Origin of the sequence: Limnospira indica PCC 8005 (assembly GCF_000973065.1) — a bacterium.
In the GTDB taxonomy this organism is placed as follows: domain Bacteria; phylum Cyanobacteriota; class Cyanobacteriia; order Cyanobacteriales; family Microcoleaceae; genus Limnospira; species Limnospira fusiformis.
This window is the reverse complement of record NZ_FO818640.1, coordinates 4452387-4478210: the sequence shown is the minus strand read 5'-3', so window position 1 is coordinate 4478210 and position 25824 is coordinate 4452387. Positions and strand designations below refer to the sequence as shown.

Here is a 25824-nt window from a genome sequence, read left to right as displayed (position 1 = left end):
ATTACCGATTGTCCATGGCCGATTATCGATGGTTGAAAGGATTAATTTTCGTCGCTGAGAATTTGAGGAACTCGGAAGAAATCCCCTAACAATTAATAATTAATAATTAATAATTAATAATTAACAATTCATAATGGACAATTTATAATTGATAACTCAGTACAGGACAAAAAAGCTGAAAGTCTTAGCCAAAAGGGAATCTAGCCGAAAATTCTGAAGGGGGCGCTCCGGGCTGAGGTGAAAGTCGAGGGGTGGGGGGGTAGCGCCAAGTTGGGGTGAGAGGGTTACATCGGAATTACCACAAACCAAACTTCCCTCTCATGAACGAGCTTAACCGATTACGAGACACTTTGCGCCCTCACTTGCCCTGGCACGGGGCGAGATTAAACTTTGTCTGCCTGTTCCTGATGGCGCTATTCCAAACAAAGACGGTTAATCTGATGGAAATAGCGACTGTATTCGCAAATCCTGTGCAAATTTCCTCAAATTACCAGCGATTACAACGTTTTTTTCGGCAATTCAAATTTGACCGGGCAGAGATTGCCCGTTTCGTCGTTAGCCTCATTGACATTCCCCAACCTTGGACTCTTAGTCTCGACCGCACCTGTTGGTCTTTCGGTCAAACCCATTTCAACATCTTGATGTTGGCAGTCGTCCACGAGGGGATTGCCTTTCCCCTGCTGTGGACGATGCTTGACAAAAAGGGCAATAGCAACAGTGGCGAACGCATGGACTTATTCGACCGCTTCGAGGCACTATTTCCTGACGTGGAGGTGGCTTGTCTGACCGCTGACCGGGAATTTGTGGGGCGAGATTGGCTCTCGTATCTTCTCATCGACCCCGAGGTTCCTTTCCGCCTACGCATCCGCCACAGCGAGCTGATTAGTCCTAAGTTAGGAGGAACTCGGCGTAGCGGCGAACGAATGTTTGATTCTCTGCGACCCGGAGAATTTCGCCAGCTTTCGGGTCGCCGTTGGGTTTGGGGACGGCAGGTTTACGTCATTGGCTCTCGTCTGGCTGATTCGGGGGAGTTGTTGATTCTCATCACTAACGCTTGCCCCGAAACGGCCCTCCCCGACTATGCTCGGCGTTGGGGTATTGAAAACCTCTTCGGAGCCTTGAAGACTCGGGGCTTCTGTCTCGAATCGACTCACTTTAAGGACCCTGAGCGCTTGAGCCGTTTATTGGCTTTGCTTAGCCTGGCTTTTACTTGGGCTATGAAGGTGGGTTTGTGGATTCACCAAGGTTCACCCATTCCTTTGAAGGCTCACGGACGACGCTCCCAGAGTCTTTTCCGCACTGGCTTCGATTTTCTACGCCGCACTTTCTCTAATCTGCCTTTGTTTTCAGGGCGGTTTCACCAGGCTCTACAACTTTTGTCCTGTACTTAGAATTGATAATTATAGCATTAGTCAAGGTGGTTAGGACGCAGCTTTGAGAACGGAATCCATGGCATCATGGAGAGAATCAAACTGCTCAATGCAGTGGCGAATACGGGCTTTCAGCCACGACCAACATTTCTCTATCTTGTTGAGGTCTGGCGAATAAGGTGGTAGATAGAGTAAACGGCATTGAGCTGCCTCCACCAGTTCAGCAATCCGCCCCCCTTTATGAAACGTTGCATTGTCCAATACTAGAGTCTGACCTGGCTTCAATGTTGGAATTAAGATGAACTCCAACCACAACTCAAACACTGTCCGATTACAACAACCCTCAAAGCTAAAGGGAGCTAAGAGTTGTTGATGACACCATGCGGCTATCATACTTACCCTGCCCTGCCTCTTCCCTGATTTGAGTGCATGGAAGCGTTTTCCTTCCTCGCAGTAACCATAAGGGTAATCCGAGTCCTGACTATTCATGGCGGCTTCATCGAGGTAGACCACTTCTTGTGGCTCCATCTGTTCAATCTGAGCCATAAACTCCTCTCGCTGTTGCTTCCAACGTTCTTGGTAGCCGTAAGTTTTTTTTCTGGTGAAGCCAATTTTCTTCAAGGCTCTGGATATGGTGCGAGGAGAGATGTCGTCATCCCAAAGTTCAGCCATTTGAGCGGAGGTTTTGTGGCCATGCTCTTGGGCAAAAGCCTTGAATTTATGCCAGTCGGTAATTTTGTGGTTATTGCCAGGTCGGTGATGAGGTTTAGGGAGGAAGTCTCCGGTCTGTGCTTTTCTTTGCAGCCAGAGATTAATGGTGTTCCTGCTGACATGGAAAACTTGACTGGCTTATGTTTTGGGCATACCGTCTAGTTCAATGGCATCAATAACTTTTTGTCTGAGGTCGTAACTATAGGGGGCTGGCATTTTTGGTCTTCTTAGTCATCTCGTCCTCTCCATTATACGTCCTAAGTGTTCTGTCTTGTGCTATAATTACCGATTACCGATTGTCCATGGCCGATTATCGATGGTTGAAAGGATTAATTTTCGTCGCTGAGAATTTGAGGAACTCGGAAGAAATTCCCTAACAATTAATAATTAATAATTAATAATTAACAATTAATAATGGACAATTTATAATTTATAATTAATTACCGATTACCGATTGTCCATTGCCGATTATTGATGGTTGAAAGGATTAATTTTCGTCGCTGAGAATTTGAGGAACTCGGAAGAAATCCCCATCAGGTTCTGGGGCGGCGGCGAGTAAAGCGTCGCGATTTGGATAGGGTTCAAGTTGATCAGGACGGGTGATATTGCTGACATCGATCGCCCGCATAGTAGGGGCGACTTTTTCCGTATCCAGCTCCTTGAGTTGTTCAAAGTAATCCAAAATACCATTCAATTCCTTAGTAAACTTTTCCTCTTCCGAGGGCTGTAGTTGTAAGCGAGCTAAGTGAGCCACTTTGCGGACTTCTTCGCGATCAATCATGCTGGTAATCCAACTCCTATTTAGAAGTAAACATCAATATCACTGCGGCCTGTTGTTTTCAGCCAGTTCTGAGCTTCAATGTAGTTATTAGGAGCGAGACGAATAGCGCGTTTCCAGTATTCTGCCGCTTCCCGATAGGCTTGTTCTGCGGCATCCTCATCTCCCGCTTCTTTGGCGCGATCGCCACGATAGTGGAAAATCACAGCAATATTATTGAGAGCCTGGGGAAGGCGGGGGTTGAGATCAATTGCTTGATGGTAATAATCTAGTGCTTGGTCATGTTCGCCGTTGCTGGTGTGAATCAAACCAATGTTATAGAGGATATAACTGCGATCGTTAGGATCTTGTTCAAGTTTGAGAGCCTCATAATAGTTTTCGAGAGCTTCTGCATATTCTCCATCAGCTTGAGCCGACATTCCATCGCGATAGTAGGCGAAGGCTTCTTTTGCCTCCCGGCTGGTAGGTAGCATTTTCAGAAGCATATCAGCCGCGACCGTAAAAGTCTTATCAATGAAATTATCGTTACGTTGAGTTCTGGGCATATTATAGGAGTCTCCACAGTAGGGGGGCGATCGCTTGGAGTTACCGCATCAGGGGCAAAACCAATATTAAGTTTACACCTTCGTTAATTGCTAGAGCAATCTAACCGGGTATTCTTGTTTCTGATACATTTACGCGACATTTATCCGGCTATTGCCTGACAATGCGACGATAGCACTATTACCCGTTAAGGTAACAGAGGCGGTATCCCGCAAAGCTTTTAGAAAGATTCCAAAAGCACCGTTCCAGTCCCTGGGTAGAGTGAACCCACACTCAGGACATCGGAACACTTTTGAGCCACCTAGCTGGGAATGCACATGACCACAGTGAGTACAGGTTTTGCTGGTGTATTCTTCCGTCACATCTACAACTGTGGTTCCAGTTATTTCCCCTTGATGTCTCAGGGTTAGTTTGAATCGATAATGCGCCCATGTCAGCATGGCGCGGGCAGTCTTGGATTTGATTAGACGCTTCACCTTGGCAACCATGTTGGAAGTCTCGAAGGTCGGCAGAAAAATTATACTGTAGTTGTGAGTCAAGTAGTGAGCAATTTGTTTGTGGGCTTCATCAACTAGATTGCGGATTTTGGTTCTCATTCGTTGATCCGCTTGCCTCATCCGTCGCCTTCTTGAACGACAGGGTTCCTTGGCGATTCGGCTCATCAAATCATCCAAATGTTGACATAGCCTAGTAATGCCTCCAATATCCCCGGAGCCCAATTCCAGAAATCGTGAACCATCAAACCCAGTTATGAAAGTTCGGACGCCCGGGTCTAATGCAATTACGCTAGTAGCGTCAGTTGGGGTAACGGCAACTGGTTCAGGGAAAATCGCCAACCATCGACCTTTGGTAAACACCAACTGAGTCCCTTGCCCGCAAGTTTTAGGGATAGCTTCGGAAACCATGAAAGTTAATCCTTTCGTTAGTCTTGGATACCAACTCCCTGAAGAGAAATTAGCATTGTTAAACTTGATGGCTTGAGAACTATCCCGACAGCTCCTAAACCTGGCGCCTGGACTGGCTGAAAAGGCGAGATAGGCATCAAAGATAGCATTCTGCCGAATATGGCCGGGTGTTTCTTTGACCCATGCAGGCAAGTCGCTCTGCATCACTTTATTGCGTAACTTTAACTTGCTTAGTCGTTTACCACTCCTAGATAATGCAATTGCTTGGTTGTAGCAATACCGACAAGCAGCCAGCCATTTACGCCAGACTTGATTTAGCTCCGGGCTGGGGTAAATCCGGATCTTCTTTGACCTGAGTTTTATATTTACGCAGTCCGTATAATCGGGAACTGAAGCAGTGGAGGATGGCGAGGATGTCCTCAACCATTTCTCGTTCTGGACTGAGACTTGTCTGGTTGAGAACCATGAGTGAGCACCTGTTTTGCTCACAGAGCCATCGAAACAAGTCAAATCCAAACCTTGCCAATCGGTCTTGGTGGGCAATGACAACCATGCGGACATCTCCTGACAAATGATGTCCCAGTCAGGCCAGCATTTTCTTTCCCTTGAAGTTGAGCCCGCCTCCGATTTCTGAGACGACTTCTGCTTCGGGGTAGAGGTTGGACAGTGCGGCCACCTGTCGGTTGAGGTCGGACTGCTGGGCGCGGCTACTAACTCTGGCATAGATAACGACTTTGCGTTTGTCACTGCCTGATTTGGCAGCAGTATATCACTCAACGTTGTATCGTCGTTGCCCAGCGGGGGTTCTGATGGTCTCGATTGAGCCATTGTCGTCCCATCTGCGGAGTGTTCTTTCATGGACTCCAAGGATTTGGGCGGCTTCCTTGGGTTTGACATATCTGGCAATAGGTTTATCCTCAACTCTTCTCGCTTATTATACCCTATTGCCCTAAAATATTAACCTAATTTGAGATTAAATCATGCTCTTTACTGTAGCAATGATTGCCTTGCGATGCAGCCTACACCCATTCGCTTCCAGATCCTTGAGTTACTGGCCCAAATTCATCTTGTCTGCGGGGTGGCGGGAACCGTTTTATATTCCCAAGGTATGGCGGTGGGGGTTTAATCCGGTTCCCAGAAACTGAATTTACGATAACAGGGAGAAAATCGCCAAAATCCCTACGAGTCTGGATTGGCTCGTTTCAACAAATCAGAGCGAATTAAACCACCCATCCAAGTCCAGTTTGTGCGTTCTTCTTTTGGTATAAAATGAGCCATGACAGTATCTGGACTACTTTGATAGAAAGTCTTAATTTCTGCCCGTGCCCACAGTCCCCAAGGCGCTCTGACCAGAATATGATCTCCGACCACAAACACCTCACCCTCAGAATTGTCAGCCTGGGGAAGTTTCACCGCCACTTTCGGCTTATGTTTAATGGGTTTTGAAGGTTTCACGGTGCGACTAGGAATGTGTTTGACAGTCCCAGTAGACCGAGAATGTTCTTGGGTGTTGGTAGTGGGCGATTCGGAACTAGGCTCAGGGGGTTTGTTTGGTCTAGTAACTGCTAAAATTTTGTGATTGCTATTCATTGACACTCCTGGATGCTACATCTCACCATATCCTTTGTTCCTATTTTGGCATCCTTGTTCCGCAAATCCAAGATGATATTTGGAACTTAACCGCTCAAAGATCTGGGTTTCCGGTAATAAAAGCCAAAATTCGGTCAAATTCAAAATTATCAGCCCATCCCTTTAATAAATCAGCCCAAGCGCCATGATACTCTGGAATTTCAGCAATCAAGGCTAGAATTTCCGGTTCGTTGGTACACAAAACCGCTTGATGTAGTTGCTCTATCCAAGTCGTCGGCATCACTTGCAGGGAGTCCCTGTCAAGGGGGACAGCAGGCTGGTTTTGCAGATCGGAAGTTAATGATACATCCTCTACAGGACTTCCTTCGTATAGATAGCGCACCCCTAAGTATTGAGCCATCTTATCAAAAATCACTGCTTCTCGAAAGGGTTTACTGACAAAATCATCACAACCCATAGCTAAAATTTGCGATCGCTCCTCTTCAAAAGCATGAGCTGTCAGAGCGATAATGATAGGGGCGCGATCTGGTGGTATCGTGGCTTTAATCTGTTTAGTAGCTTCCAAACCATCCATAACTGGCATTCTCATATCCATCCAGACCAAATCAGGTTGCCACTGAGCGCACATTTTAATCGCTTCTAAGCCATTCTCAGCCGCCTGCACCTCAAAACCCACCTTAGACAGTAAACAGACCAGTACCTGGCGATTTTCTTGGGCATCTTCTACCACCAAAATCCGATAAGATGGTTGTCCGTCAGCTAAAGCAATCACCCGTTTTTGGATAGGTTGAGCCGGGATTTCTTGAGGGTCTGCTGCTTGTACGAAAATGGTAAATCTGACTATTGTACCCTTTCCCACCTCGCTGATAATCTCAATTTCGCCGCCCATCATTTGTACAAATTTCTGGCTAATTGGTAATCCTAAACCCGTCCCTTCATTAGACTTATGACCCGTTTCAGTTTGCCCAAATGGTTTAAATAGCATATCAATTTCATCGGGAGCAATTCCTAGTCCGGTATCTTCCACCTCAAAACTGAGGACAGTTAGATCAGGGGTTTCATAGTTCTGAGACTGAACTCGCAGGGTCACTCGTCCTGATTCCGTAAACTTAATGGCATTTCCCAATAAATTAATCAAAACTTGTCGCAGTTTATTTTCATCGGTTTTCACATAGGGGACAAAATTATGATGCACCTGAAACTCTAATTTTAAGCCCTTAGTTTTACTTCTTAAACCCAGCATTTCGTGTAAGTTTCTCAGAAGATAGTAAAGGTCAAAACTGATTTGATTAAACGTAATGCGACCCCCTTCAATTTTCGACATTTCTAGGACATCGTTAATCAGTTCTAACAGATGCTCTCACGAACGACCAATAATTTTGATATATTCCTGTTGAGCTAAATTTAACTGTTCATCCCTAGCCAGAATTTGGGTAAAGCCTAAGATAGCATTTAAAGGAGTGCGTAACTCATGACTAATTTTGGTGAGAAATTCACTTTTAGCTCGATTAGCCGCATCAGAGGTTTCTTTGGCTTTATGTAACTGTTTCATCAGTTCTACTTGTTGGAGAGCGACACCTAATTGATTGGCAATTTGAGCTAATAGACTCACTTCTCGATGCATCCACTCTCTGGGGAAATTGTGTTGATAGGCGGCAATCATTCCCCATTGAGTTTAGCCTAAAAATACGGGAGTAATCATATAGGATCTAATCATAAATTCATCGATGAGGACTTGATGAGAATTAGAAAGGGTGGATTTGTAAATATCATTAACTGCCTGTTGATTATAAACTTGATTGAGATTTCCTTGGGTCTCTTTCCAATGCCAAGACAACCAAGTATTAGGGTCAGTCATATTGATAAACTGGGGGCAGTTTGGGGCTACCGACTCAAACAAAAACTGGCCGTTTCCTTGGGGTAAAAGTCGGTAAACCACAACGCGATCGCATCTGAGAATTTGGCGCACAGCTTGAGCAGTAGCCCTCCAAATCATATCCATATCCAGGGTTGGGCGTATGGTTTCAATTCACCTAGATAAAGTCCTTTCCTGTTGAGCGGCTTTGGTTTGTTCTGGGGATTGTTTCTGCGCCTGGGTGAGCAATTATGCTTGTGGCAAAGCCACCACCAATTGTAGGGCTATTTTCTGTACAAATTCGACCTCAGAACTTTTCCAATTGCGAGAATATGAGCATTGATGAATACATAGTAAACCCCAGAGATGGCTCCCTTTTTGCCTGGGAATTACCAAATTTTCTCTCACCTAAAACTTAGCCAAAAGTTGAATATAGCAAGGGTCTAAATTTGCTTCATAAATATCAGCAATGGATTGAATGCGGGAGTTTTTGTATTCCTCCACAAATGAATTGGCGAAACAAGAATCATGAACTTGCCAATTTAAAGCTGATTCAAACTCAGGTAAAACATCTTCCGAGACAAAATTACCATCCCGGTAATTAGAGAGGGGATGAAAGCTAAATATAGCCACTCTGTCGGCGTTCAAAAGTTGACGGACTTCGGCGGTAGCTGTAGCCAAAATTGTGTTAATATCTAAGGTGCGCCTGATTTTATCAATCACTTAGGCTAAGGCTCGTTCTCGTTGGGCTTCCCTGGCTAAGTGTTCGGCTTGGCGACGTATTTGAGTTTTGACTCGCACTAGGACTTCTTCTACCTGAAAAGGCTTAGTAATATAATCTACTCCACCTATAGTAAAAGCCTTGACTTGATCAGGAAGTTCATCTAAAGCGCTCATAAAAATCACCGGAATTTCTGCCGTAATTTCATCAGCTTTCAGTTGCAAACAAACCTCATAACCGTCCATATCAGGCATTTTGATATCTAGTAGCACCAAATCAGGAGGTGACGCTTTAGCCGTAATCAAGGCCATTTTTCCTTTGGTCACTCTCCTGACATTGTAGCCCTGCTCCGTCAACATTTGGGAAAGCAGTCGCAAGTTATCCGGTTTATCGTCAACCAGTAAAATATTGCCAAATTGGGATGTGTTTGGGGGCCGCATCATTAGCGTGTCGGTAAACCGGATAGCTAGAATAGGTAGCCAATAGTCAAGGGAATTGACAAAATACCTCAAAATCGAGGACAGTTGATATTTTCCCCCAATGGTTGCCTTGAGAGCAACCCTACCATTTACCTAGAAGGTAAGCAGGAGGGCTGTCTTGTTTATAGATATCCCGCCAGGTGAGGTGGGATGTCTCGCAGTTTCCTAGTTTACCATAATTGCTGTCCAGGGATAATTTTTGATAACCGCTCCTGTAGCGGGGTTGGTGCTGGTCGTTCACAGAGATGTCATATCAATGCTACAACTTCGCCAAATCTCTCATTTAATCTAAGAACTATCAAGCGATTAATGGGAGTGTTAACGATGCAAGATTCTCTAAAATCCTCTGTGCGTCCTATTCAGCCTGTGGCTTATTTATCGATGCTTTTGTTGGGTGCGGGGCTTACTTTTGGTGTTGTTTCCCTTACTCCTAATGCTGGTTCTTCCCGTGAAAGTACCGGTGAAACTAACAGTGGAGCGGCAGATATGAACCCTGGGATGGTTTCTCCGGGTCACGTTTTGGCACAAAATCCTAATGTAGTCAGTGCTGTGGTGGAGCGGGTGGGAGCAGCAGTGGTTCAAATTGATACAGCCAGAACTGTAGAAACTCAGATTCCTGATGTGTTTAATGACCCGTTCTTCCGACGGTTTTTTGGCCAACGACTCCCTAGTGGTCCGGGGCGGCGAGTTGTTCAGGGTTCGGGTTCCGGTTTTATTGTGGGTTCTGATGGTCGGATTTTGACTAATGCTCATGTGGTGGAGGGAGCCACCCGAGTGCGGGTGACTTTGCGCGATGGTCGCCAGTTTGATGGGGAAGTGTTGGGAACTGACCCGGTGACTGATGTGGCTGTGGTGAAAATTCCGGCGCAAAATCTCCCAACTGTGAGTTTGGGTAATTCTGACCGATTGAGACCGGGAGAAATGGCGATCGCTATTGGTAATCCCCTAGGCTTAGAAAACACTGTCACCATGGGTATTATTAGTGCTACCGGTCGCTCTAGTGGCTCTATTGGCGCACCGGATAAACGGGTGAGTTTTATTCAAACTGATGCGGCGATTAATCCGGGTAATTCGGGGGGACCTTTACTTAATCAAAATGGTGAGGTCATTGGTATGAACACGGCTATTATCCAAGGCGCACAGGGTTTAGGTTTTGCTATTCCGATTAATCGGGTTGGGAATATCGCTGATCAAATTGTGGCTAATGGTCACGTTGATCATCCATTTTTGGGTATTCAAATGGTGAGTTTAAACCCCGAAGTTAAGCAGAATATTAATAATGATCCCAACAGTGGTTTAAAGGTTGATACAGACCAAGGGGTGTTAGTTGTCCGTGTGGTTCCTAATTCTCCAGCGGCTCAGGCTGGACTCCGAGTGGGTGATGTGATTTCTCAAATTAATGGTCAAATCATTCGGGACGCAGCGGAGGTTCAACAGTTGGTTGAACAAACGGGAGTAGGTCATCAATTACGATTGGAATTACGCCGCAATGGTCAAAATCAAGGTTTCGCTGTTCGCACCGGAACTTTGAGAGAACAAAGTTAGGTTAACTTGACATTAACTACACCTGGGGACAATTAGTTGGGTTGTTGGCAACTCTCCTAAACTGTCCCCTCCATTTTATAATTGACAGGCTGTATTTAATTTCTGGGTTTCCTGTATGATAGTTGTGGGGATATGTCCGATTATATTAAGCACCTAATATCAAGATTTTAGGCTGGTGGTTCTAAAATTCTAAAGGGTTGGTTATCCCTTTCCCAACGGCAAATTTCAGAGTAGAGGTGGGTTTTATAAAAGTAGGCTTTTTCGTAAGCAAGTCGCAGACTGCGATCGATTATCTCAGGTTTAACATCCTGGGAATTATGAGAACCAATTGCTTTGCATAAAGCCAAAGACAATATTTATACTAAATCATGACCACAACAAATTTGCCAAGGATCGTCACTTTGACTATTTAAATTCGTGATTTTAGAGATAATATCTGGAGTGCTTAGATAGGACTTTTGGGATTTATTTTTCACAACATCAATTAGCTTTTTGTAGGCAATCTTGATTTGATTTTTATCAACAAACTTACTAAAATCAATAGCCTGAAAAGTTAAGTTTAATCCTTCCGTCTGGGAAATCCAACGCCAATATCCGACAGGCTTTCCGGCTGCTAGTAAAACCTCCCTAATATCTCCCGGAAAGCTAGATATTTTTGATTATGAACCAAATTCATCCAAGACTTTATTAAAGGCTAGAGAGTTTAATAACATGGTTTCTAGGTCGTGGGTATCTGTCCTAAGTAAATTAGAACTATAACTGGGTAAATCATCAATTAAGTGATCAAAATCAGCGTCAACAATTGCTACAACTCCTGGAAAATCTGAATTTTCAAGTTTTTGGAGAACATCAATAACAAGCTGCTTGTTAGATGGCTTACCAGCAATGATGACAGATTGACAAACTGATTTATCAATAAGCCAATTATAAAAAATCCTGTCAGTATGACCTTCAACTAACAGAAAAGTACATTTAAAGGTACTTCGCAATAGGCGGACTTTATTAACCTCACGGTCTACGGAAATAAACTATCTCATTTGGGTCCCTGGAGTTCCACTGTCAAATCCCAACGGTCTTGAATGATATCTGGAGAATGAGTAGCCATTACAATATTGAGTTTGGCGAGTTTAGTGATTTCTTGCAAGTCTTTGATAAACTCAACTTGCCAGCCAACATGAAGGGATAATTCTGGTTCATCTATTAATACTAAAGAATCGGGTTTAACTTTAAATAGTAATTCATATATAAGGATTAACTCATGTTGTTCGCCTGATGATAAATCCGTTGGACAAAGTTCATGATTTAAAACTTGTTTATATTCAGATAATGATGATTTATAGGATGATGTAAAAATAAATCCTTGGTCTTTACTAAAGCCAATATTTTTATAAGAATAGGCGAACTTTTTGTTAATTATTTTACGAAACAAATCAATTTTGTCTGCTATATCATCGAAAACACTTAGTTTTTTATCCATGTCTTCTACATAAACAGATAAGATGTTTTTGGTTGTTTCGTCTATAGATGGTGGATGAATATCAACTTCTGAACTTTCATCTTGATTCAACAAACCCACTTCCATAAGTCGCGATCGCATTTTATCAAGATGGTCTAATTTATCATAAAGTTGCTCATCTGTTAAGTAAGTTGATGGCTGCTGCTGAACCACTCTGAGGGGAAAGGTTCTATCGAGAGATTGAGATATTGTGCCATATTCAGTAAATTTGTGTTGCATTTTTTGCGCTAATTCACGGGAATATACGGATACTGTTGATAAATCAGATAATCTTTTATAAGCGATTCTGCGTTCATAATTAGAGGCAATATTGAGGAGTCTTTGTGATTCTATAAGTCTGACATTAATCTGCCTCTGTAAATCTTGTAGCCACTCAGGTTGTTGTTCACATTTAATACCTCTCAATAAATCTGGGAACCTATCTACAATGTCTGATATTGAGAGCATTTCTTCCGTGGGTAAGTATCGCCACCTTTGAGGACCAACCCGCATAAGTTCAGGAATTAGATAGTCCAAGTCACTGATAGAAATTTCATCAATATCATTGATTTGGGACTTGTCTAAAATAAAGGTTTCGGAATTTTTAGAAAAATTAAACCTGATGGTATTTGATTGGTCTTGTCTGCCTGTTTTTTTATCGATTTCCAGATAATTACCATCATCAAATTCTACTTTAAAAGTTTCAAAGGGAAGATTTCTTAATTCTGAATACTGGCAATTAAATAAGCCGTTAAGTAGTTTCAAAATCACGGTTTTGCCAAAGCCATTAGGGCCGTGAATGATGGTAATTCTATCATTTAAATTAACAGGAATTTCGTGGTTAAAAATTCCAAATAAGCCGCCAACATAAACTTTAATGATTTGCATAAATTTACCTCGGATACCTCAAGTTTTACCAGCATTTAAAATTTCTATGGCTGCCCGATCGCCTGCTCCTTCTCCCCCCAATACCTGGCGCATTTGTCGATATTCAGTTAACATTTGTTCTCGTTTTGTGGAGTTAGGAAAAAGTTGGATAACCTGGTTAACAATGGCTTCTGGTGTCACTTCATCTTGTAGCAATTCTGGCACAATTTCCTTCATTTGGACTAAATTGGGAGGAGCCATAAAGGGGATGGAAAAATGGAGAAGGTGACGAGCGACCCAAGCGGTAATTTGACTCACTCGATAAACGACAACTTGGGGAACTTCCAGTAAAGCTAATTCAAGGTTAACGGTACCTGACTTGGCGATCGCCAAATCAGCGGCGGCTAGTACATCAGTTTTATTTTCTACTAAAGAAGCCCGGAGATTATATTGTAAAATACCCCGTTCAATATCTGCCCGATACTTTTCTAAAGATAATGGAATCCAAAAACGCACCAATGGAAACTGAGCCTGAAGAGTGGCGGCGGCTTGAAATATAATGGGCATCAAATAGCGAATTTCCTGCTGTCGGGAAGCGGGAAGTAAGGCGATCGCTATTTCCTCAGTAGCAATACCCAAATTTTCCCGGGCTTGGTGGCGGCTGGGGTAGGCTGTAATCCGGTCAATAAGCGGATGCCCTACCCAGGTCACTTTCGCGCCTTTAGCGGCAAAATAGCGGGCTTCCTGGGGAAAAATGGCAAGGATGCGATCGCTAAAATTGACGATTTGATTAGTATTGCGCGATCCCAGAGACCAAACCCACTCCTGGGGGGCAATATAATAGATAATGGGAATCTCGGGGAATCTGCCTTTAATCAGATTACCGATACCGATATTAGGTCCCATGTAATCAATTAAAATAGCGACATCGACAGGGTTTTCTTGCAGATAACGCCTGACCCTAGCCTGCATTTGCAATGTAGGGATAAAATAGGGCAAAGACTCCCAAATTCCGACCGCACCAATAGCGGTAGTATCCCCCAACAATTGGGCTCCGGCGGCTGCGGTTTGCGGCCCTCCCAAAGCAGTAATTTCCAAGCTATAACCTTTAATTTCGGCTTGTCGGCGCAAGGCTGCTACCAATAGCGCCGCCTGCATATCTCCTGAAACCTCCCCGGTGCTAATAAAAATCCTCATGGCGCTTCTGGTGTGACCCGTTTTCCCGGAATAAGACCGCGCCTTTCCGGTGTGAGTGAGAGACGGACAAAATTAATCAAATGGTCAAGATAGGAATTTTGGGGGAGTTGTTCCAATTGAGCGATCGCTTCTGAGAGACGGTGTGGGGTGCGGTATAAAATCCGAAATGCCTTTTTAATTAGTCCCAACTCCTCATTAGTCAAACCCGCGCGTTTAAGACCGACAGAATTAAGCGATCGCACTCGGGACGGGTTGCCTTCCACTAACATAAATGGTGGTACGTCGCGGTCAATGCGACTCATACCTCCAACCATAGAAAACTGACCAATGCGGACGAACTGATGGACTCCCAAAACGCCGCTCAACCGTGCTTTAGACTCAATATGAACATGACCCGCCAAAGCTACCCCGTTGGCAATTACCACTCCATCCTCAATGGTACAGTTATGGCCCACATGAACATAAGCCATAAGTAGATTACCATTGCCAATTTTAGTGGCTTCTCCGGCATAGGTAGCCCGGTTAATGGTCACATATTCCCGAATGCGGTTGTCGTCGCCAATGGTAACAAAACTCACCGCCCCCTCGTATTTTAAATCCTGGGTTTCCAACCCAATAGCAGCCCCCGGAAATATCTGGTTTCTGGCTCCTATTTCTGTCCATCCTTGAATGACGGCATGGGGGCCAATGGTAGTGCCAGGGCCTATTTTTACGTTTTCTCCAATAACGGCGTATGCACCCACCCGCACGGTCGGGTGCAACTGAGCACCAGGCTCGATCACTGCTGTCGGGTGGATTAAAGTGGTCATGGAAATCAAATATGTTACTGATTGACCAAATTGGTTTGCTGCCGCAATTATACGGAACTGTGGCAATTCCTGAACCTGATCTGGTGTAATTCCATTGGTCCAGTTTAAAGTTTAGGCTTTAGTCTACCAGGGAAAACATTAGTTCTCCTTCACAGGTTCTTAGCCCATCAACTTCGGCGGCTGCTTGCATATAAGCAAAACGACGGCGTTTGACGGACAGTAGTTGTACTCGCATGATTAACTGGTCGCCGGGAACTACTGGGCGGCGAAAGCGGACTTTATCAATTCCCGCAAATAGGAATAGTTTACCTTCCATGTCTGGCAGTTGGGTCAGTACAATGCCGCCGACTTGAGCCATGGCTTCTACGATTAGCACCCCAGGCATAATTGGCCGACCGGGGAAGTGTCCCTGAAAGTGGGGTTCGTTGATGGTGACATTTTTAATTCCGGTTGCTCGTTCTCCGGGAATATACTCGATAATGCGATCGACTAGGGCGAAAGGATAGCGGTGGGGTAGCAGTTTTTGGATTTCTGCGATCGCTAAAGTGTTTTCCGGTGCTAATTGTGAGTTGTTGTTATCCTGAAGATCGGCGGTCGTGTTAACTGTGGACATTCTTTAAATATTAAACGTTGCTGTTGGTAGGGGTTTGGCTAATGCGCCGCACTAACTCGACGTGCAGGTGATGACCAGCTTTATAGGCAAGATAGTGGGCTTGGGGGATAGTTCCCAGTAAACTGAGATCTCCTACTAAGTCTAAGATTTTATGACGCGCTGGCTCATTTGCAAATCTTAGGGGCGGATTTATCCAACCCGAATGGGAACAGACGATCGCATTATCTAGGCTTCCTCCCTTGATTAATCCAGCTTTTTGTAGGGCTTCTATCTGTGAGGCTAGGGTGAAAGTCCGGGCGGGGGCAATTTCTGTGATAAAGTTTTGCTCATCGGGACTCCAACTATGCCACTGGTTCCCGATAGCCGCCACTTCAAAATCAATGCCGTAGGTAAATCGGGTTTCGGTGGAGGGTATAGCCATCACGAAGGCATCTCCCTGACGCACAGAGATTTCTTGATTGAGGGGTGCACTAGGCTGTGGTTCAATTTCTTTCAGCCCGGCTGCTGCTATGGCTTCTGACCACGGTTTGGCGGAGCCGTCTAATAGGGGCAATTCTGGTCCGTTAACTTCTATGCGTGCGTGACTGACTCCCCCTGCGGTGAGGGCAGATAACAGGTGTTCTACGGTGCGAATACTGGCGCTATCACTATTTCCCAGTTCTGTTGATAGGGTGGTAGACCTTACTGATTCACAACTGGCTGTAATTATTGGGCATTCCGGTAGGTCAACTCGGACAAAGTGCCTTCCGCCTCTGGTGGCTGGCAGAATTTTTACGGTGGTGATTTCACCGCTATGGAGTCCGACTCCTGATTGGCTTATGGCTTGGGCTAGGGTGTATTGTTGAGCAAGACTCATGGGACTTTATGAATTTATGGCATTTATGACCGCTCATGATACAGTTTGACGCACCCTAGGCGCGGATCGTTCAGGGTATATGCACAAAATGTCGTTTTTGTCAAGAGGCGGATTTGGGGCGATCGCTTTTTCCTCAAAAACTCGTGCATCGGGATTTTTAAATTTTACTCGGATAATTTTATGAGGGGCGATATAATCAGGGTTTTAGCTGCTTTTTTGGCGTATAGACACAGCAAGGCCTTGGCAGCGATTTATATGATGATACTCTAACCCGCATCCTGTCGTCAAGTTTTTGAGAGAAGTTATCAACAAAAATTTATCAATCTTTGGAAAATCAAAAGTTTTTGCCGAAATACATCAGGGAAACTTAACTAAAGCCGGGATTCGTTGGAGTAGTTATGGCTATGTAGTTTTGTAGAGTCCCTGAAGGGATCAACTGATGGGTGGGCCATTAGCCAGGTAAAGATGGAGATATTTCGTCTAGGGAATAGCCCATCATAGCAGGGCTGTATCTACTGTTATATCAAGATTTGTATCACTAAGGAACAAAGTCGGAAAAACCAACTTATCCTAAAAGAAAGACCGTTTAATAATAACAAAAAGCTAATAAAAATTGAGGTAAACCAGAATGATGGATAAGTATTTGTGTCCGTGCTGTTCTGAGCCGCTTCTCATTCATATTATCGCCCATAAGAAAATTGGCTTTTGTATGAACTGTCATCAGGAAATGCCACTAATTGAGCAAAGTCGGCAAATGGCTACTGTGACCGAACCTGTAGATGTTAGCACCATAAACACAGAGCAACTGAGTCGGGATCAAGTCTCTCGGGGAACCCTCCAGACCACGGCGGCGGGAATTTGGATTTTGGATCGCCAGACGAAGACGGCATTTGTTAATCCGAAAATGGCAGAAATCCTGGGATATATTCCGGAAGAGATGATTGGTAAATCTCTGTGGAAATTTATGGATGAGAGACACCCAGCATTTTCGGCGATCGCTCACCAAAATCACCCAGGCGATCGCGAAGAGAAATATAATCTGAGTCTGCGACACCGTTTAGGAAAATCGGTTTGGGTAACACTGTCGGTGCGTCCCCTATTTGATGAAGAAAACCAGTTTGAAGGAAATCTCTGCATTGCCATTGACACCAGTTCCCAAAAAGTGATGGAAGATGCCATCAAGAAACAATCACAACGGGAAGAAGCCATGGAAAGGTTAACCCAAGTGATCCGAAATTCCCTGAATTTAGAGCGGATATTTCAGATGGCAGTGACTGAACTGGGGAAAATTTTTAAAGTCGAGTCGGTGCAAATTGTGCAGTTTATTGCCCAAGGCAAATCATGGTTAAATAGGGCTGAATATCGACAACCGACTAATTCTATATTGGCTAAAATCCCATCTAATTCGGGTAAAACCTACACTAAACAGGTGGGGTCGGAATTACGGTCAGTGTTGCGATCGCTAACCCTGAAGGTCCCCAATTCCCAAGATGAAGCCACCATTCAAGACTTCCTACAAAGCTGTCCAGGGGGGTGGCTACCAATTCCGCTGTATAGTCGCAGTCGTTTATGGGGAAGTTTAAGCCTAGTGATGACTGACCCCGGTTATCAGTGGCAAGAGTCCGACCTGAAACTGATCCATGGTTTTGCCAATCAACTGTCGATCGCCATTTATCAAGCCGAACTCTACCACCAGCTAGAAGAGTCTAACCGCAAACTCCAGCAACTTGACATCATCGACAGTCTCACCGGACTGGTAAGCCGTCATGGGTTTAATGATTATCTCAGTCGCCAATGGCAGCGAATGATGGAGGAACAAGCGCCGCTATCTCTGATTTTATCGCGCGTTGAAGATTGGGAACAATACCGAGAGCAACAGGGTGACAACGCCGCTGATCAATGTTTGCGTAATGTTGCCAAAATCATTAAACATACTGTCACCCACCCTCACGGTTTGGTTGCTCGTTATCAACAGGCAGAATTTGCGGTATTATTGCCTTCTACCAATACTCGATGGGCGGTGCGCCTAGTGGATACTATCCAGGAACAAATTGGACAACTTAGCCAAGTGTCGATTTATTCCCAAAGATTACTCAGTTTTGGGGTCGCCAGTAGCACTCCGGCGATCGGTTCACAGACTCAAACCCTAACTATGGCTGCAGAACAAGCCCTTAATCGGGGTGCTTCTCGATTTTGTCAGTGTCTGCTTTCCCAAAAAGACTAAAAAAAGAGTTGTTGTCTATTAGGCAACAATTATGAAACCCTCCCATGCCTTCTGATTCGATTGACCACATTTCTGGCTTCCGACAACATATCTGGGCGATCGCGCTCGAAGCGCGATCGCCTTTTTTGTCTATCGCTGCAACCCCCATAAAATAGGAATTTATCCGCGATTTTACCATCTATTTGTCAAAGTATTTGTAGCTTTTAAAAATATCTAAACCCGCCTAGACAATATTACAGCTTGTTCACCAGTCGCTTAATACATTGCCCTCACCCTAAATCCCTCTCCCAGAGAGGGAGAGGGACTTTGAGAAGTGATCAGATGATTTATGAACAGGCTGTAATTGTCTGAAGGGAGTCAAAATTAAAATTAAATTATGCTAAGAATTATCACTATATGTAATTATTTGTAAACTCCTAGCCACTTTCCCAAAAATCATCTACCATAGAAAAAATTGGCAACCATCATCTACATGGAATCATGCTTTTTGACATCATCACCGAAAACGGATTAGACCTAGGTATAGCTACTCCTGGGAATGACAGAATTATCATGTCTGAACTTCCCCCAGAACAGCTTTCCTATTTTAGATCCTCACCTTTTCCAGATGCGATCGCTCTGTTGGCGGGAAATGATTATGCAGTGAATGATAATACCGGACGCATTTTCTACGGAAACCAAGGCAATGACACCATTATTGGAGGCGGTGGCAATGATACCCTTTTTGGTGGTAAGGATAATGACTTATTAGAAGCAGGTGGCGGTAATAATCTCCTATTCGGTAATTTGGGTAATGATACCCTAATTGGAGGGTCGGGAAACGATAGTCTTTATGGCGGCGCTGGTAATGATGTGATTATTGGAGGTCCGGGAAATAGCCTGATATCCGGCGATAAAGGCTTGGATACCTTAACAGGAGGGGGAGGCGCTAATCAATTTATCCTAGCTTCATCAACTGCTGACCGGGACCTAATTACTGACTTCCAGCCGGGAGTTGATAAAATCATTGTTCCTAATGGCGCGAGACAATTAGTAGTTCAAGCCTTAGACCCTTTCACCACCGAAATTCTCGAAAATGGTGGCGTATTAGCCACATTAAATAATGTCAGCATTTCATCTATTAGTACCAATGACTTTATCGGTGGCAGAATATCCATTCAAAACACAACCACAGATCATTCTGATGATGGACATAACCAAGTCTTTGAGCAACAGGTGCTACAACTGGTCAACCAAGAACGCGCCCAGGCGGGTTTACAGCCCTTATCTTTGAACCCCCTATTAAACCAAGCCGCACGAAACCATAGCACCAACATGGCGCGGCAAGATTTCTTTAGTCATACTGGGCTTGATGGTTCTAGCCCCAGTGACCGCGCCCGAGCCGTAGGATTTACATCTGGGGTCGGAGAAAATATTGCCGCAGGTCATCGTACACCAGAATCTGTTGTTGAGGGGTGGATGGATAGCCCAGGACACCGCGAGAATATCCTCAATCCCAGTTATACCCAAATTGGTATTGGTCACTACTTCCTCGCCAATGACACTGGAAGTTTTAATTTGAACAACTACTGGACCCAGAAATTTGCCTTTTAGCAGTAGGTTGGGTGAAACTCCGTGAAACCCAACACCGTCAATTGGGTGGAGGTACGCAACCCAACACCGTAGGTTGGGTGAAACTCCGTGAAACCCAACACCGTAGGTTGGGTGGAGGTACGCAACCCAACACCGTAGGTTGGGTGAAACTCCGTGAAACCCAACACCGTAGGTTGGGTGGAGGTACGCAACCCAACACCGTAGGTTGGGTGAAACTCCGTGAAACCCAACACCGTAGGTTGGGTGGAGGTACGCAACCCAACACCGTAGGTTGGGTGAAACTCCGTGAAACCCAACACCGTAGGTTGGGTGAAACTCCGTGAAACCCAACACCGTAGGTTGGGTGGAGGTACGCAACCCAACACCGTAGGTTGGGTGAAACTCCGTGAAACCCAACACCGTAGGTTGGGTGGAGGTACGCAACCCAACACCGTAGGTTGGGTGAAACTCCGTGAAACCCAACACCGTCAATTGGGTGAAACTCCGTGAAACCCAACACCGTCAATTGGGTGAAACTCCGTGAAACCCAACACCGTAGGTTGGGTGGAGGTACGCAACCCAACACCGTAGGTTGGGTGAAACTCCGTGAAACCCAACACCGTCAATTGGGTGGAGGTACGCAACCCAACACCGTAGGTTGGGTGAAACTCCGTGAAACCCAACACCGTAGGTTGGGTGGAGGTACGCAACCCAACACCGTAGGTTGGGTGAAACTCCGTGAAACCCAACACCGTCAATTGGGTGAAACTCCGTGAAACCCAACACCGTCAATTGGGTGGAGGTACGCAACCCAACACCGTAGGTTGGGTGAAACTCCGTGAAACCCAACACCGTCAATTGGGTGGAGGTACGCAACCCAACACCGTAGGTTGGGTGAAACTCCGTGAAACCCAACACCGTCAATTGGGTGAAACTCCGTGAAACCCAACACCGTCAATTGGGTGGAGGTACGCAACCCAACACCGTAGGTTGGGTGAAACTCCGTGAAACCCAACACCGTCAATTGGGTGAAACTCCGTGAAACCCAACACCGTCAATTGGGTGGAGGTACGCAACCCAACACCGTAGGTTGGGTGGAGGTACGCAACCCAACACCGTAGGTTGGGTGAAACTCCGTGAAACCCAACACCGTCAATTGGGTGGAGGTACGCAACCCAACACCGTAGGTTGGGTGAAACTCCGTGAAACCCAACACCGTAGGTTGGGTGGAGGTACGCAACCCAACACCGTAGGTTGGGTGAAACTCCGTGAAACCCAACACCGTAGGTTGGGTGAAACTCCGTGAAACCCAACACCGTAGGTTGGGTGAAACTCCGTGAAACCCAACACCGTAGGTTGGGTGAAACTCCGTGAAACCCAACACCGTAGGTTGGGTGAAACTCCGTGAAACCCAACACCGTAGGTTGGGTGAAACTCCGTGAAACCCAACACCGTAGGTTGGGTGAAACTCCGTGAAACCCAACACCGTAGGTTGGGTGAAACTCCGTGAAACCCAACACCGTAGGTTGGGTGGAGGTACGCAACCCAACACCGTAGGTTGGGTGGAGGTACGCAACCCAACACCGTAGGTTGGATGGAGTTACGCAACTCTGAGTGTTAGATTAACCGATAAACAATTGACCCATCACTCTCACGATTATCTATGGTAATTAACTGCTGTTTCATCATTTCTTCTAAGGTTTCGCGAACTTGTTGAGAACTTAAACTGGTTTCTATTACACAATCAGCCAGGGTGACTTCTCTGTTTCTTTTAATAAGTTTTAGCAGCTTAAGTTCAACATTATTGTCTGAGGGAAGATTGGCTGAATTATTCTGCTTTAAACCGCCATTCAGTTTTTTGGCTTGATTAACAGCACGGACATTTTCAATAGTAGCACCCACAACATACAAACCTCTTACTAAGTCAAAAAATTCATCATCATCTTCCAACATGGAGCCAAAAACCATTATCAAAACAACTATTCCAAATCCTTTAAATAAGGCTTTATAACGTCCGGTATAAATATAGCCAATCGGCAGAAAGAAAAAGGTCAATAATCCCGTAGTCCAAGCATTTTTCTTAGCCAATTTGCTAATTCTTTCAGCATCTTGTGAGTCACTCATAATCAATTCCTCAATTTCAGATGATATAGTAGTAGGTTGGGTGAAACTCCGTGAAACCCAACACCGTCAATTGGGTGGAGTAGTAGGTTGGGTGAAACTCCGTGAAACCCAACACCGTCAATTGGGTGGAGTAGTAGGTTGGGTGAAACTCCGTGAAACCCAACACCGTCAATTGGGTGGAGGTACGCAACCCAACACCTCCTCAATTTCAGATGATATGGTTAGGGGGTAGGAAGGGGACTAAGCGATCGCTAAGCGACCACTAAGCGACCACTAAGCGATCGCATATTTTTAACTCTCTCAGGAAATCAAAATGACCTGATCCAAATAGATATAACAGATCCTGAGCGCGGGTCATCGCTACATAAAGTTCCCGACGACCCTCTGCTTTTGAACCCACACCAAACTGCTGCACCCACGGGATAATTACAGCTTTGAACTCTAAACCCAGGGCGGATTTACCCGTAACCACCCTGACACCAGGATGACTAGAACAGTAGTTATTTTTGTGGTCATTTTTATTATCATTAACCCAAAAAACTCCCATGCCAATATGGTCTAGGGTTTCAATTAGATACTCAAAAGGTTGACGCTCATTTTCTGACTTATAGCGGTAAATAACAGCAATTTCATGAGGTTTATATCCCTCATTTACCAACTTCTTAATAGTGTCAATCACACCATTAATTTCATCCATACGGTTTTGTTTGATATGAAGCTGTGGCATATTACCATGTCTAACTGCTGCCAAGGGTTCTACTACAGGAAAAGCCTCGTCTTCCAGTTCATCATCTTCTGATGAATATAGATCACGAACCATATCCCATGCTAACTGTAATATTTCCTCAGTATTGCGATAGTTTTGGGTAAGTTTTCGCATCCTCCCCTGTGCTTTCACTCCCACAGATTTCCAGGTAAACTTACGTCGGCGATAAATACTCTGGGAACGGTCGGATACAATTACTAAATCGCCATCTTCTGGGTCTTTGAGAGCGGCGGTACAGCATTCAAACCACTTGGGATGGAAAGTATGACCTTCATCTATTAAGATGGCATCCCACCTGTCATCACTGGGCATTTTTTGCAGTGCATTTAACAGCCTAGTACCCATTTCATAGTCGTATATATCTCTGTCTTGAAAATGTTTAGGATTTGGTAGACCTCCTAGGACTGATTTTGCCCAAGCATGGAAGTGCATAACTTGAATGCGTTGGCGATATAAAAGGTTATAGTCTTCTTTGATGAGCGATCGCAAATAAGATGCCAGAGTAATATTATAGCAGAGAATTAAGACTTTGGTATCTGTCCAACCTCCCGCTAAAATTTTGGCGCGGCTGAGAAGAATCAACGTTTTACCACTACCTGCTACTCCCGAAAATAGTCGATGACCGGAATTCAAAGAACGTGCCAATTGTTCCTGGCGATAATCGAGAGTTGTCAGAATAATAGCATCCGGCTTCACCAGTTTACCTGGCGGGACACTGCTAGATTTAGCTGGTTCCTGTCTAACCTGAGCTTCCGGGTGAATTACCCCTCGAATAGTATTAATTTGGTCATCTTCTAAATCAGGAAATTTAAATCGCACCGTAAACATGGCTTCCAGGCGTTTAATCAATGCCCTTTCTCCGATTTCTTGCCATGTCATCAGTTCATCTTTGTAGCAGACCTGTGGCTTTTCTAGTAAGGTATAAATATGATTTTCCCGCGCCTGTGCTTCTGTGATATTAGTCATCACTGCACCGACACCGATAGGACATACCAACTTCCCTTGATAATCTCCATCATCTTCGCACAGGATAGAATAGCCTTTAAGTTTATTAAGGAGAGCATCTAGGTAGCCTTTCGCCTGTCTCAGAGGAGACTGACAATGCTCTAATTGGCCGTCTTGTTCAATATGAAAGAAGTAACTATCTGCTTTGTGGATTTGTTTAACCGACCAACCCTTAACTTCTAGTATCAGTAAACCGAAGCTGGGACTAAGGATAATAAAATCGGGGTAAAATCCGCTGGTAATGGGTTCATAGTAAACAAAGAAGTCGTCAGGTAGTTCATCCCACAACAAGCGGAACAGCATTTTTTCTCCTTTGCTGGCTTTCGATGGAATTGAATCAGGGATGATTAATGCCATGGTTGATGAGCTAATAGACCAGAATAGCAGCCTTGAGCTTTTGAGTAAATTTGCTTGTCGCCGCACTGATAAACTCAGTATAAAGCAATTCCTACGATTTCACAATGGGTTTACTTAACTTCATGATTGAGTGTTGGTCAGTGTCAGTAATTTAACGGATTAACTACTAACAGCTACCATGGGGAGCCTTTTATCCCCCAGAGAAATGACAGGAGGTTGTTTGGTGAATGTTCTCCGTGAGGCGGTTACATCTGCGATTAAGCAGGAGAATGGGGAGTAAAATTGTAAGTGTCAATTATAAAGAATAGTTTGTTCTCTTGGCGATCGCATCTGAGAGGGAGGGTGGTTAAATAGATAGAATTGACACTCCCCTGATTGGGGTGTGGCACATTCCTCAATAGTGAGGAATGTTAAGCCAAGTTTTCACGGATTAAGAAAGATCGACAATATTTGCCCACTTAGCAAATGACGGGGGAAAGAAATTGACCTCATAGCCTGAATCTTCCCATTCTTTGACCCACAGAGGGATTTTACCCCCATCAGGAGTTGAAGCAAATAGCCGAGCTTTGGTCTCCACGATATAAAATATCTGTTTGAGAGTATCTCCCTTGTCTAAGGCATCACTCAGGACTTCGTCTAACTCCGGGGGGACTCGCTTAACCCTTGTTTTGTCATCTTCGACCCAAACCAGTTTTAAAGATTTGAGGTCGCGCGGACCCAGGTTACTTTTAAAATAAACCCGTTTAAGGGTAGCCACGGGAGCTAAACTTCTTTCTATCCGTCGTATTTGCTGGAGTCTCAGAAAGTGCCATTCTGCTAAACGTAGTCTTTCTTTCGGTGAAATAACTCCTTTACTGGTGGCGTGTTTAAGACCATATCTAGCTTGGGAACATCCGAGGTTAGCCAGCAGATGGATTAACTCTCGTTCTTTGGGTGTGGCTTGTCGCCTCACTAAATTATGGGTCGGTTGCCGTCTTGTTTTAGTATCCATCTCAATTGGTTCTCTGCTGACGATAATAAAATCTGGGTAAAACTATTCAGTTGTCAGTAAGACCGGATTAACTTTGGTGTGTTGAAATCCATATTTCCCATGATGGCGATCGCTCCTAGCTTTTGACAGTGTATCAGTACGGGGGTACGAGATTAATTTTTCAGCCCGAGTCACTTAGCTACCACAGAGAAATAGGATCTTGATTTGGGGGAGTTGGACAGGAACAAAACCAAGCGTGGCGGGGATTTTTCCGGTTAATGGTCTATAAAACAGTTATCCCACTTTCAGAAAAAGCGGGTGATTGCAATAGACCCCTTGAAATCTCCGAAACCGACCTGTAATAATGAATACAGACTCGCAAACCTTGATTGGTCGGTAACACGAATCGGGCTTGTCCGTAGTGTCCGTGAGTTGTCCACTCAGATCCGACTTGATTCCCCTAGTTCAGGGA

Annotated in this window: 22 protein-coding genes and 3 pseudogenes; 4 read left to right on the top strand and 21 right to left on the bottom strand. The window is 44.7% G+C overall.

The window, feature by feature from the left end; all coding sequences use genetic code 11:
* Nucleotides 1-320: 320 nt before the first annotated feature.
* A complete protein-coding gene (locus XZ46_RS19625) occupies nucleotides 321-1391 on the top strand; it encodes an IS4-like element ISAtsp3 family transposase (protein ID WP_006669216.1) in 1071 nt (356 codons plus the stop codon).
* Between the two features lie 30 nt (nucleotides 1392-1421).
* Here the strand turns inward: XZ46_RS19625 and XZ46_RS19620 are convergent.
* The 11 genes and pseudogenes from XZ46_RS19620 to XZ46_RS19565 form a co-directional block, all read right to left on the bottom strand.
* Nucleotides 1422-2297: pseudogene (locus XZ46_RS19620) on the bottom strand (IS630 family transposase).
* Nucleotides 2298-2568: 271 nt separating this feature from the next.
* The gene (gene gatC, locus XZ46_RS19610) at nucleotides 2569-2862 is read right to left on the bottom strand and encodes an Asp-tRNA(Asn)/Glu-tRNA(Gln) amidotransferase subunit GatC (RefSeq protein ID WP_006624110.1); all 294 of its coding nucleotides are present in this window, start codon (nucleotides 2860-2862) and stop codon (nucleotides 2569-2571) included.
* A gap of 20 nt (nucleotides 2863-2882) precedes the next feature.
* On the bottom strand, nucleotides 2883-3404 hold the full coding sequence (locus tag XZ46_RS19605; RefSeq protein WP_006624111.1) for a photosystem I assembly protein Ycf3: 522 nt from the start codon (nucleotides 3402-3404) through the stop codon (nucleotides 2883-2885).
* Between the two features lie 129 nt (nucleotides 3405-3533).
* The gene (locus XZ46_RS19600; RefSeq protein ID WP_230428117.1) at nucleotides 3534-4643 is read right to left on the bottom strand and encodes an RNA-guided endonuclease InsQ/TnpB family protein; all 1110 of its coding nucleotides are present in this window, start codon (nucleotides 4641-4643) and stop codon (nucleotides 3534-3536) included.
* A pseudogene (locus XZ46_RS30420) lies at nucleotides 4606-5214 on the bottom strand (IS607 family transposase). Before XZ46_RS30420 ends, XZ46_RS19600 begins: the two are co-directional and overlap by 38 nt.
* 272 nt (nucleotides 5215-5486) lie before the next feature.
* Nucleotides 5487-5897 (bottom strand): hypothetical protein, encoded by a 411-nt coding sequence (locus tag XZ46_RS19590; protein WP_006624113.1) that lies wholly within the window; start codon nucleotides 5895-5897, stop codon nucleotides 5487-5489.
* Between the two features lie 94 nt (nucleotides 5898-5991).
* Nucleotides 5992-7221 carry an ATP-binding protein gene (locus XZ46_RS19585; RefSeq protein ID WP_006624114.1) on the bottom strand — a complete coding sequence of 410 codons (1230 nt, stop codon included), beginning with the start codon at nucleotides 7219-7221 and terminating at the stop codon, nucleotides 5992-5994.
* A 36-nt stretch (nucleotides 7222-7257) separates the two neighbouring features.
* Nucleotides 7258-7560 (bottom strand): histidine kinase dimerization/phospho-acceptor domain-containing protein, encoded by a 303-nt coding sequence (locus XZ46_RS19580; RefSeq protein ID WP_006624115.1) that lies wholly within the window; start codon nucleotides 7558-7560, stop codon nucleotides 7258-7260.
* 12 nt (nucleotides 7561-7572) lie between these two features.
* Entirely contained in the window at nucleotides 7573-7899 is a 327-nt protein-coding gene (locus XZ46_RS19575) for a GAF domain-containing protein (protein ID WP_008052980.1), read from the bottom strand.
* Nucleotides 7900-8001: 102 nt separating this feature from the next.
* Nucleotides 8002-8475 (bottom strand): annotated as a pseudogene (locus XZ46_RS19570) (GAF domain-containing protein).
* Nucleotides 8476-8916 (bottom strand): response regulator, encoded by a 441-nt coding sequence (locus XZ46_RS19565; protein WP_006617108.1) that lies wholly within the window; start codon nucleotides 8914-8916, stop codon nucleotides 8476-8478.
* A gap of 360 nt (nucleotides 8917-9276) precedes the next feature.
* Between XZ46_RS19565 and XZ46_RS19560 the strand changes: the two genes are divergently transcribed.
* Complete coding sequence (locus XZ46_RS19560; RefSeq protein ID WP_006669221.1) at nucleotides 9277-10497, top strand: HhoA/HhoB/HtrA family serine endopeptidase; 1221 nt, start codon at nucleotides 9277-9279, stop codon at nucleotides 10495-10497.
* A 167-nt stretch (nucleotides 10498-10664) separates the two neighbouring features.
* Here XZ46_RS19560 and XZ46_RS19555 read toward each other — a convergent pair whose 3' ends face one another.
* From XZ46_RS19555 to lpxC, 7 genes are all read right to left on the bottom strand, one after another.
* On the bottom strand, nucleotides 10665-10844 hold the full coding sequence (locus XZ46_RS19555; protein WP_228116376.1) for a hypothetical protein: 180 nt from the start codon (nucleotides 10842-10844) through the stop codon (nucleotides 10665-10667).
* A gap of 312 nt (nucleotides 10845-11156) precedes the next feature.
* A complete protein-coding gene (locus XZ46_RS38420; protein WP_008052974.1) occupies nucleotides 11157-11486 on the bottom strand; it encodes a DUF4435 domain-containing protein in 330 nt (109 codons plus the stop codon).
* A gap of 44 nt (nucleotides 11487-11530) precedes the next feature.
* Entirely contained in the window at nucleotides 11531-12880 is a 1350-nt protein-coding gene (locus XZ46_RS19545; protein WP_008052973.1) for an AAA family ATPase, read from the bottom strand.
* An 18-nt stretch (nucleotides 12881-12898) separates the two neighbouring features.
* Nucleotides 12899-14056, bottom strand: a complete 1158-nt coding sequence (gene lpxB / locus XZ46_RS19540; RefSeq protein WP_008052972.1) for a lipid-A-disaccharide synthase — start codon at nucleotides 14054-14056, stop codon at nucleotides 12899-12901.
* Nucleotides 14053-14865, bottom strand: a complete 813-nt coding sequence (gene lpxA, locus XZ46_RS19535; protein ID WP_006617111.1) for an acyl-ACP--UDP-N-acetylglucosamine O-acyltransferase — start codon at nucleotides 14863-14865, stop codon at nucleotides 14053-14055. Before lpxA ends, lpxB begins: the two co-directional genes overlap by 4 nt.
* 118 nt (nucleotides 14866-14983) lie before the next feature.
* Nucleotides 14984-15478: a 3-hydroxyacyl-ACP dehydratase FabZ gene (gene fabZ, locus XZ46_RS19530; protein ID WP_006624126.1), complete on the bottom strand. Its 495-nt coding sequence runs from the start codon at nucleotides 15476-15478 to the stop codon at nucleotides 14984-14986.
* 10 nt (nucleotides 15479-15488) lie between these two features.
* On the bottom strand, nucleotides 15489-16334 hold the full coding sequence (gene lpxC, locus XZ46_RS19525; RefSeq protein WP_008052971.1) for a UDP-3-O-acyl-N-acetylglucosamine deacetylase: 846 nt from the start codon (nucleotides 16332-16334) through the stop codon (nucleotides 15489-15491).
* A gap of 628 nt (nucleotides 16335-16962) precedes the next feature.
* Between lpxC and XZ46_RS19520 the strand changes: the two genes are divergently transcribed.
* Complete coding sequence (locus tag XZ46_RS19520) at nucleotides 16963-18558, top strand: sensor domain-containing diguanylate cyclase (RefSeq protein WP_006624129.1); 1596 nt, start codon at nucleotides 16963-16965, stop codon at nucleotides 18556-18558.
* A 480-nt stretch (nucleotides 18559-19038) separates the two neighbouring features.
* Entirely contained in the window at nucleotides 19039-20151 is a 1113-nt protein-coding gene (locus XZ46_RS19515) for a CAP domain-containing protein (protein WP_006669223.1), read from the top strand.
* A gap of 1596 nt (nucleotides 20152-21747) precedes the next feature.
* Here XZ46_RS19515 and XZ46_RS19480 read toward each other — a convergent pair.
* The 3 genes from XZ46_RS19480 to XZ46_RS19465 all read right to left on the bottom strand — a co-directional run bounded on the left by XZ46_RS19480 (nucleotide 21748) and on the right by XZ46_RS19465 (nucleotide 25373).
* Nucleotides 21748-22254, bottom strand: a complete 507-nt coding sequence (locus XZ46_RS19480) for a hypothetical protein (RefSeq protein ID WP_006669227.1) — start codon at nucleotides 22252-22254, stop codon at nucleotides 21748-21750.
* Between the two features lie 262 nt (nucleotides 22255-22516).
* Nucleotides 22517-24382 carry a 3'-5' exonuclease gene (locus tag XZ46_RS19470; RefSeq protein WP_008052966.1) on the bottom strand — a complete coding sequence of 622 codons (1866 nt, stop codon included), beginning with the start codon at nucleotides 24380-24382 and terminating at the stop codon, nucleotides 22517-22519.
* Nucleotides 24383-24812: 430 nt separating this feature from the next.
* Complete coding sequence (locus XZ46_RS19465; protein ID WP_006624135.1) at nucleotides 24813-25373, bottom strand: hypothetical protein; 561 nt, start codon at nucleotides 25371-25373, stop codon at nucleotides 24813-24815.
* Nucleotides 25374-25824 lie beyond the last annotated feature (451 nt).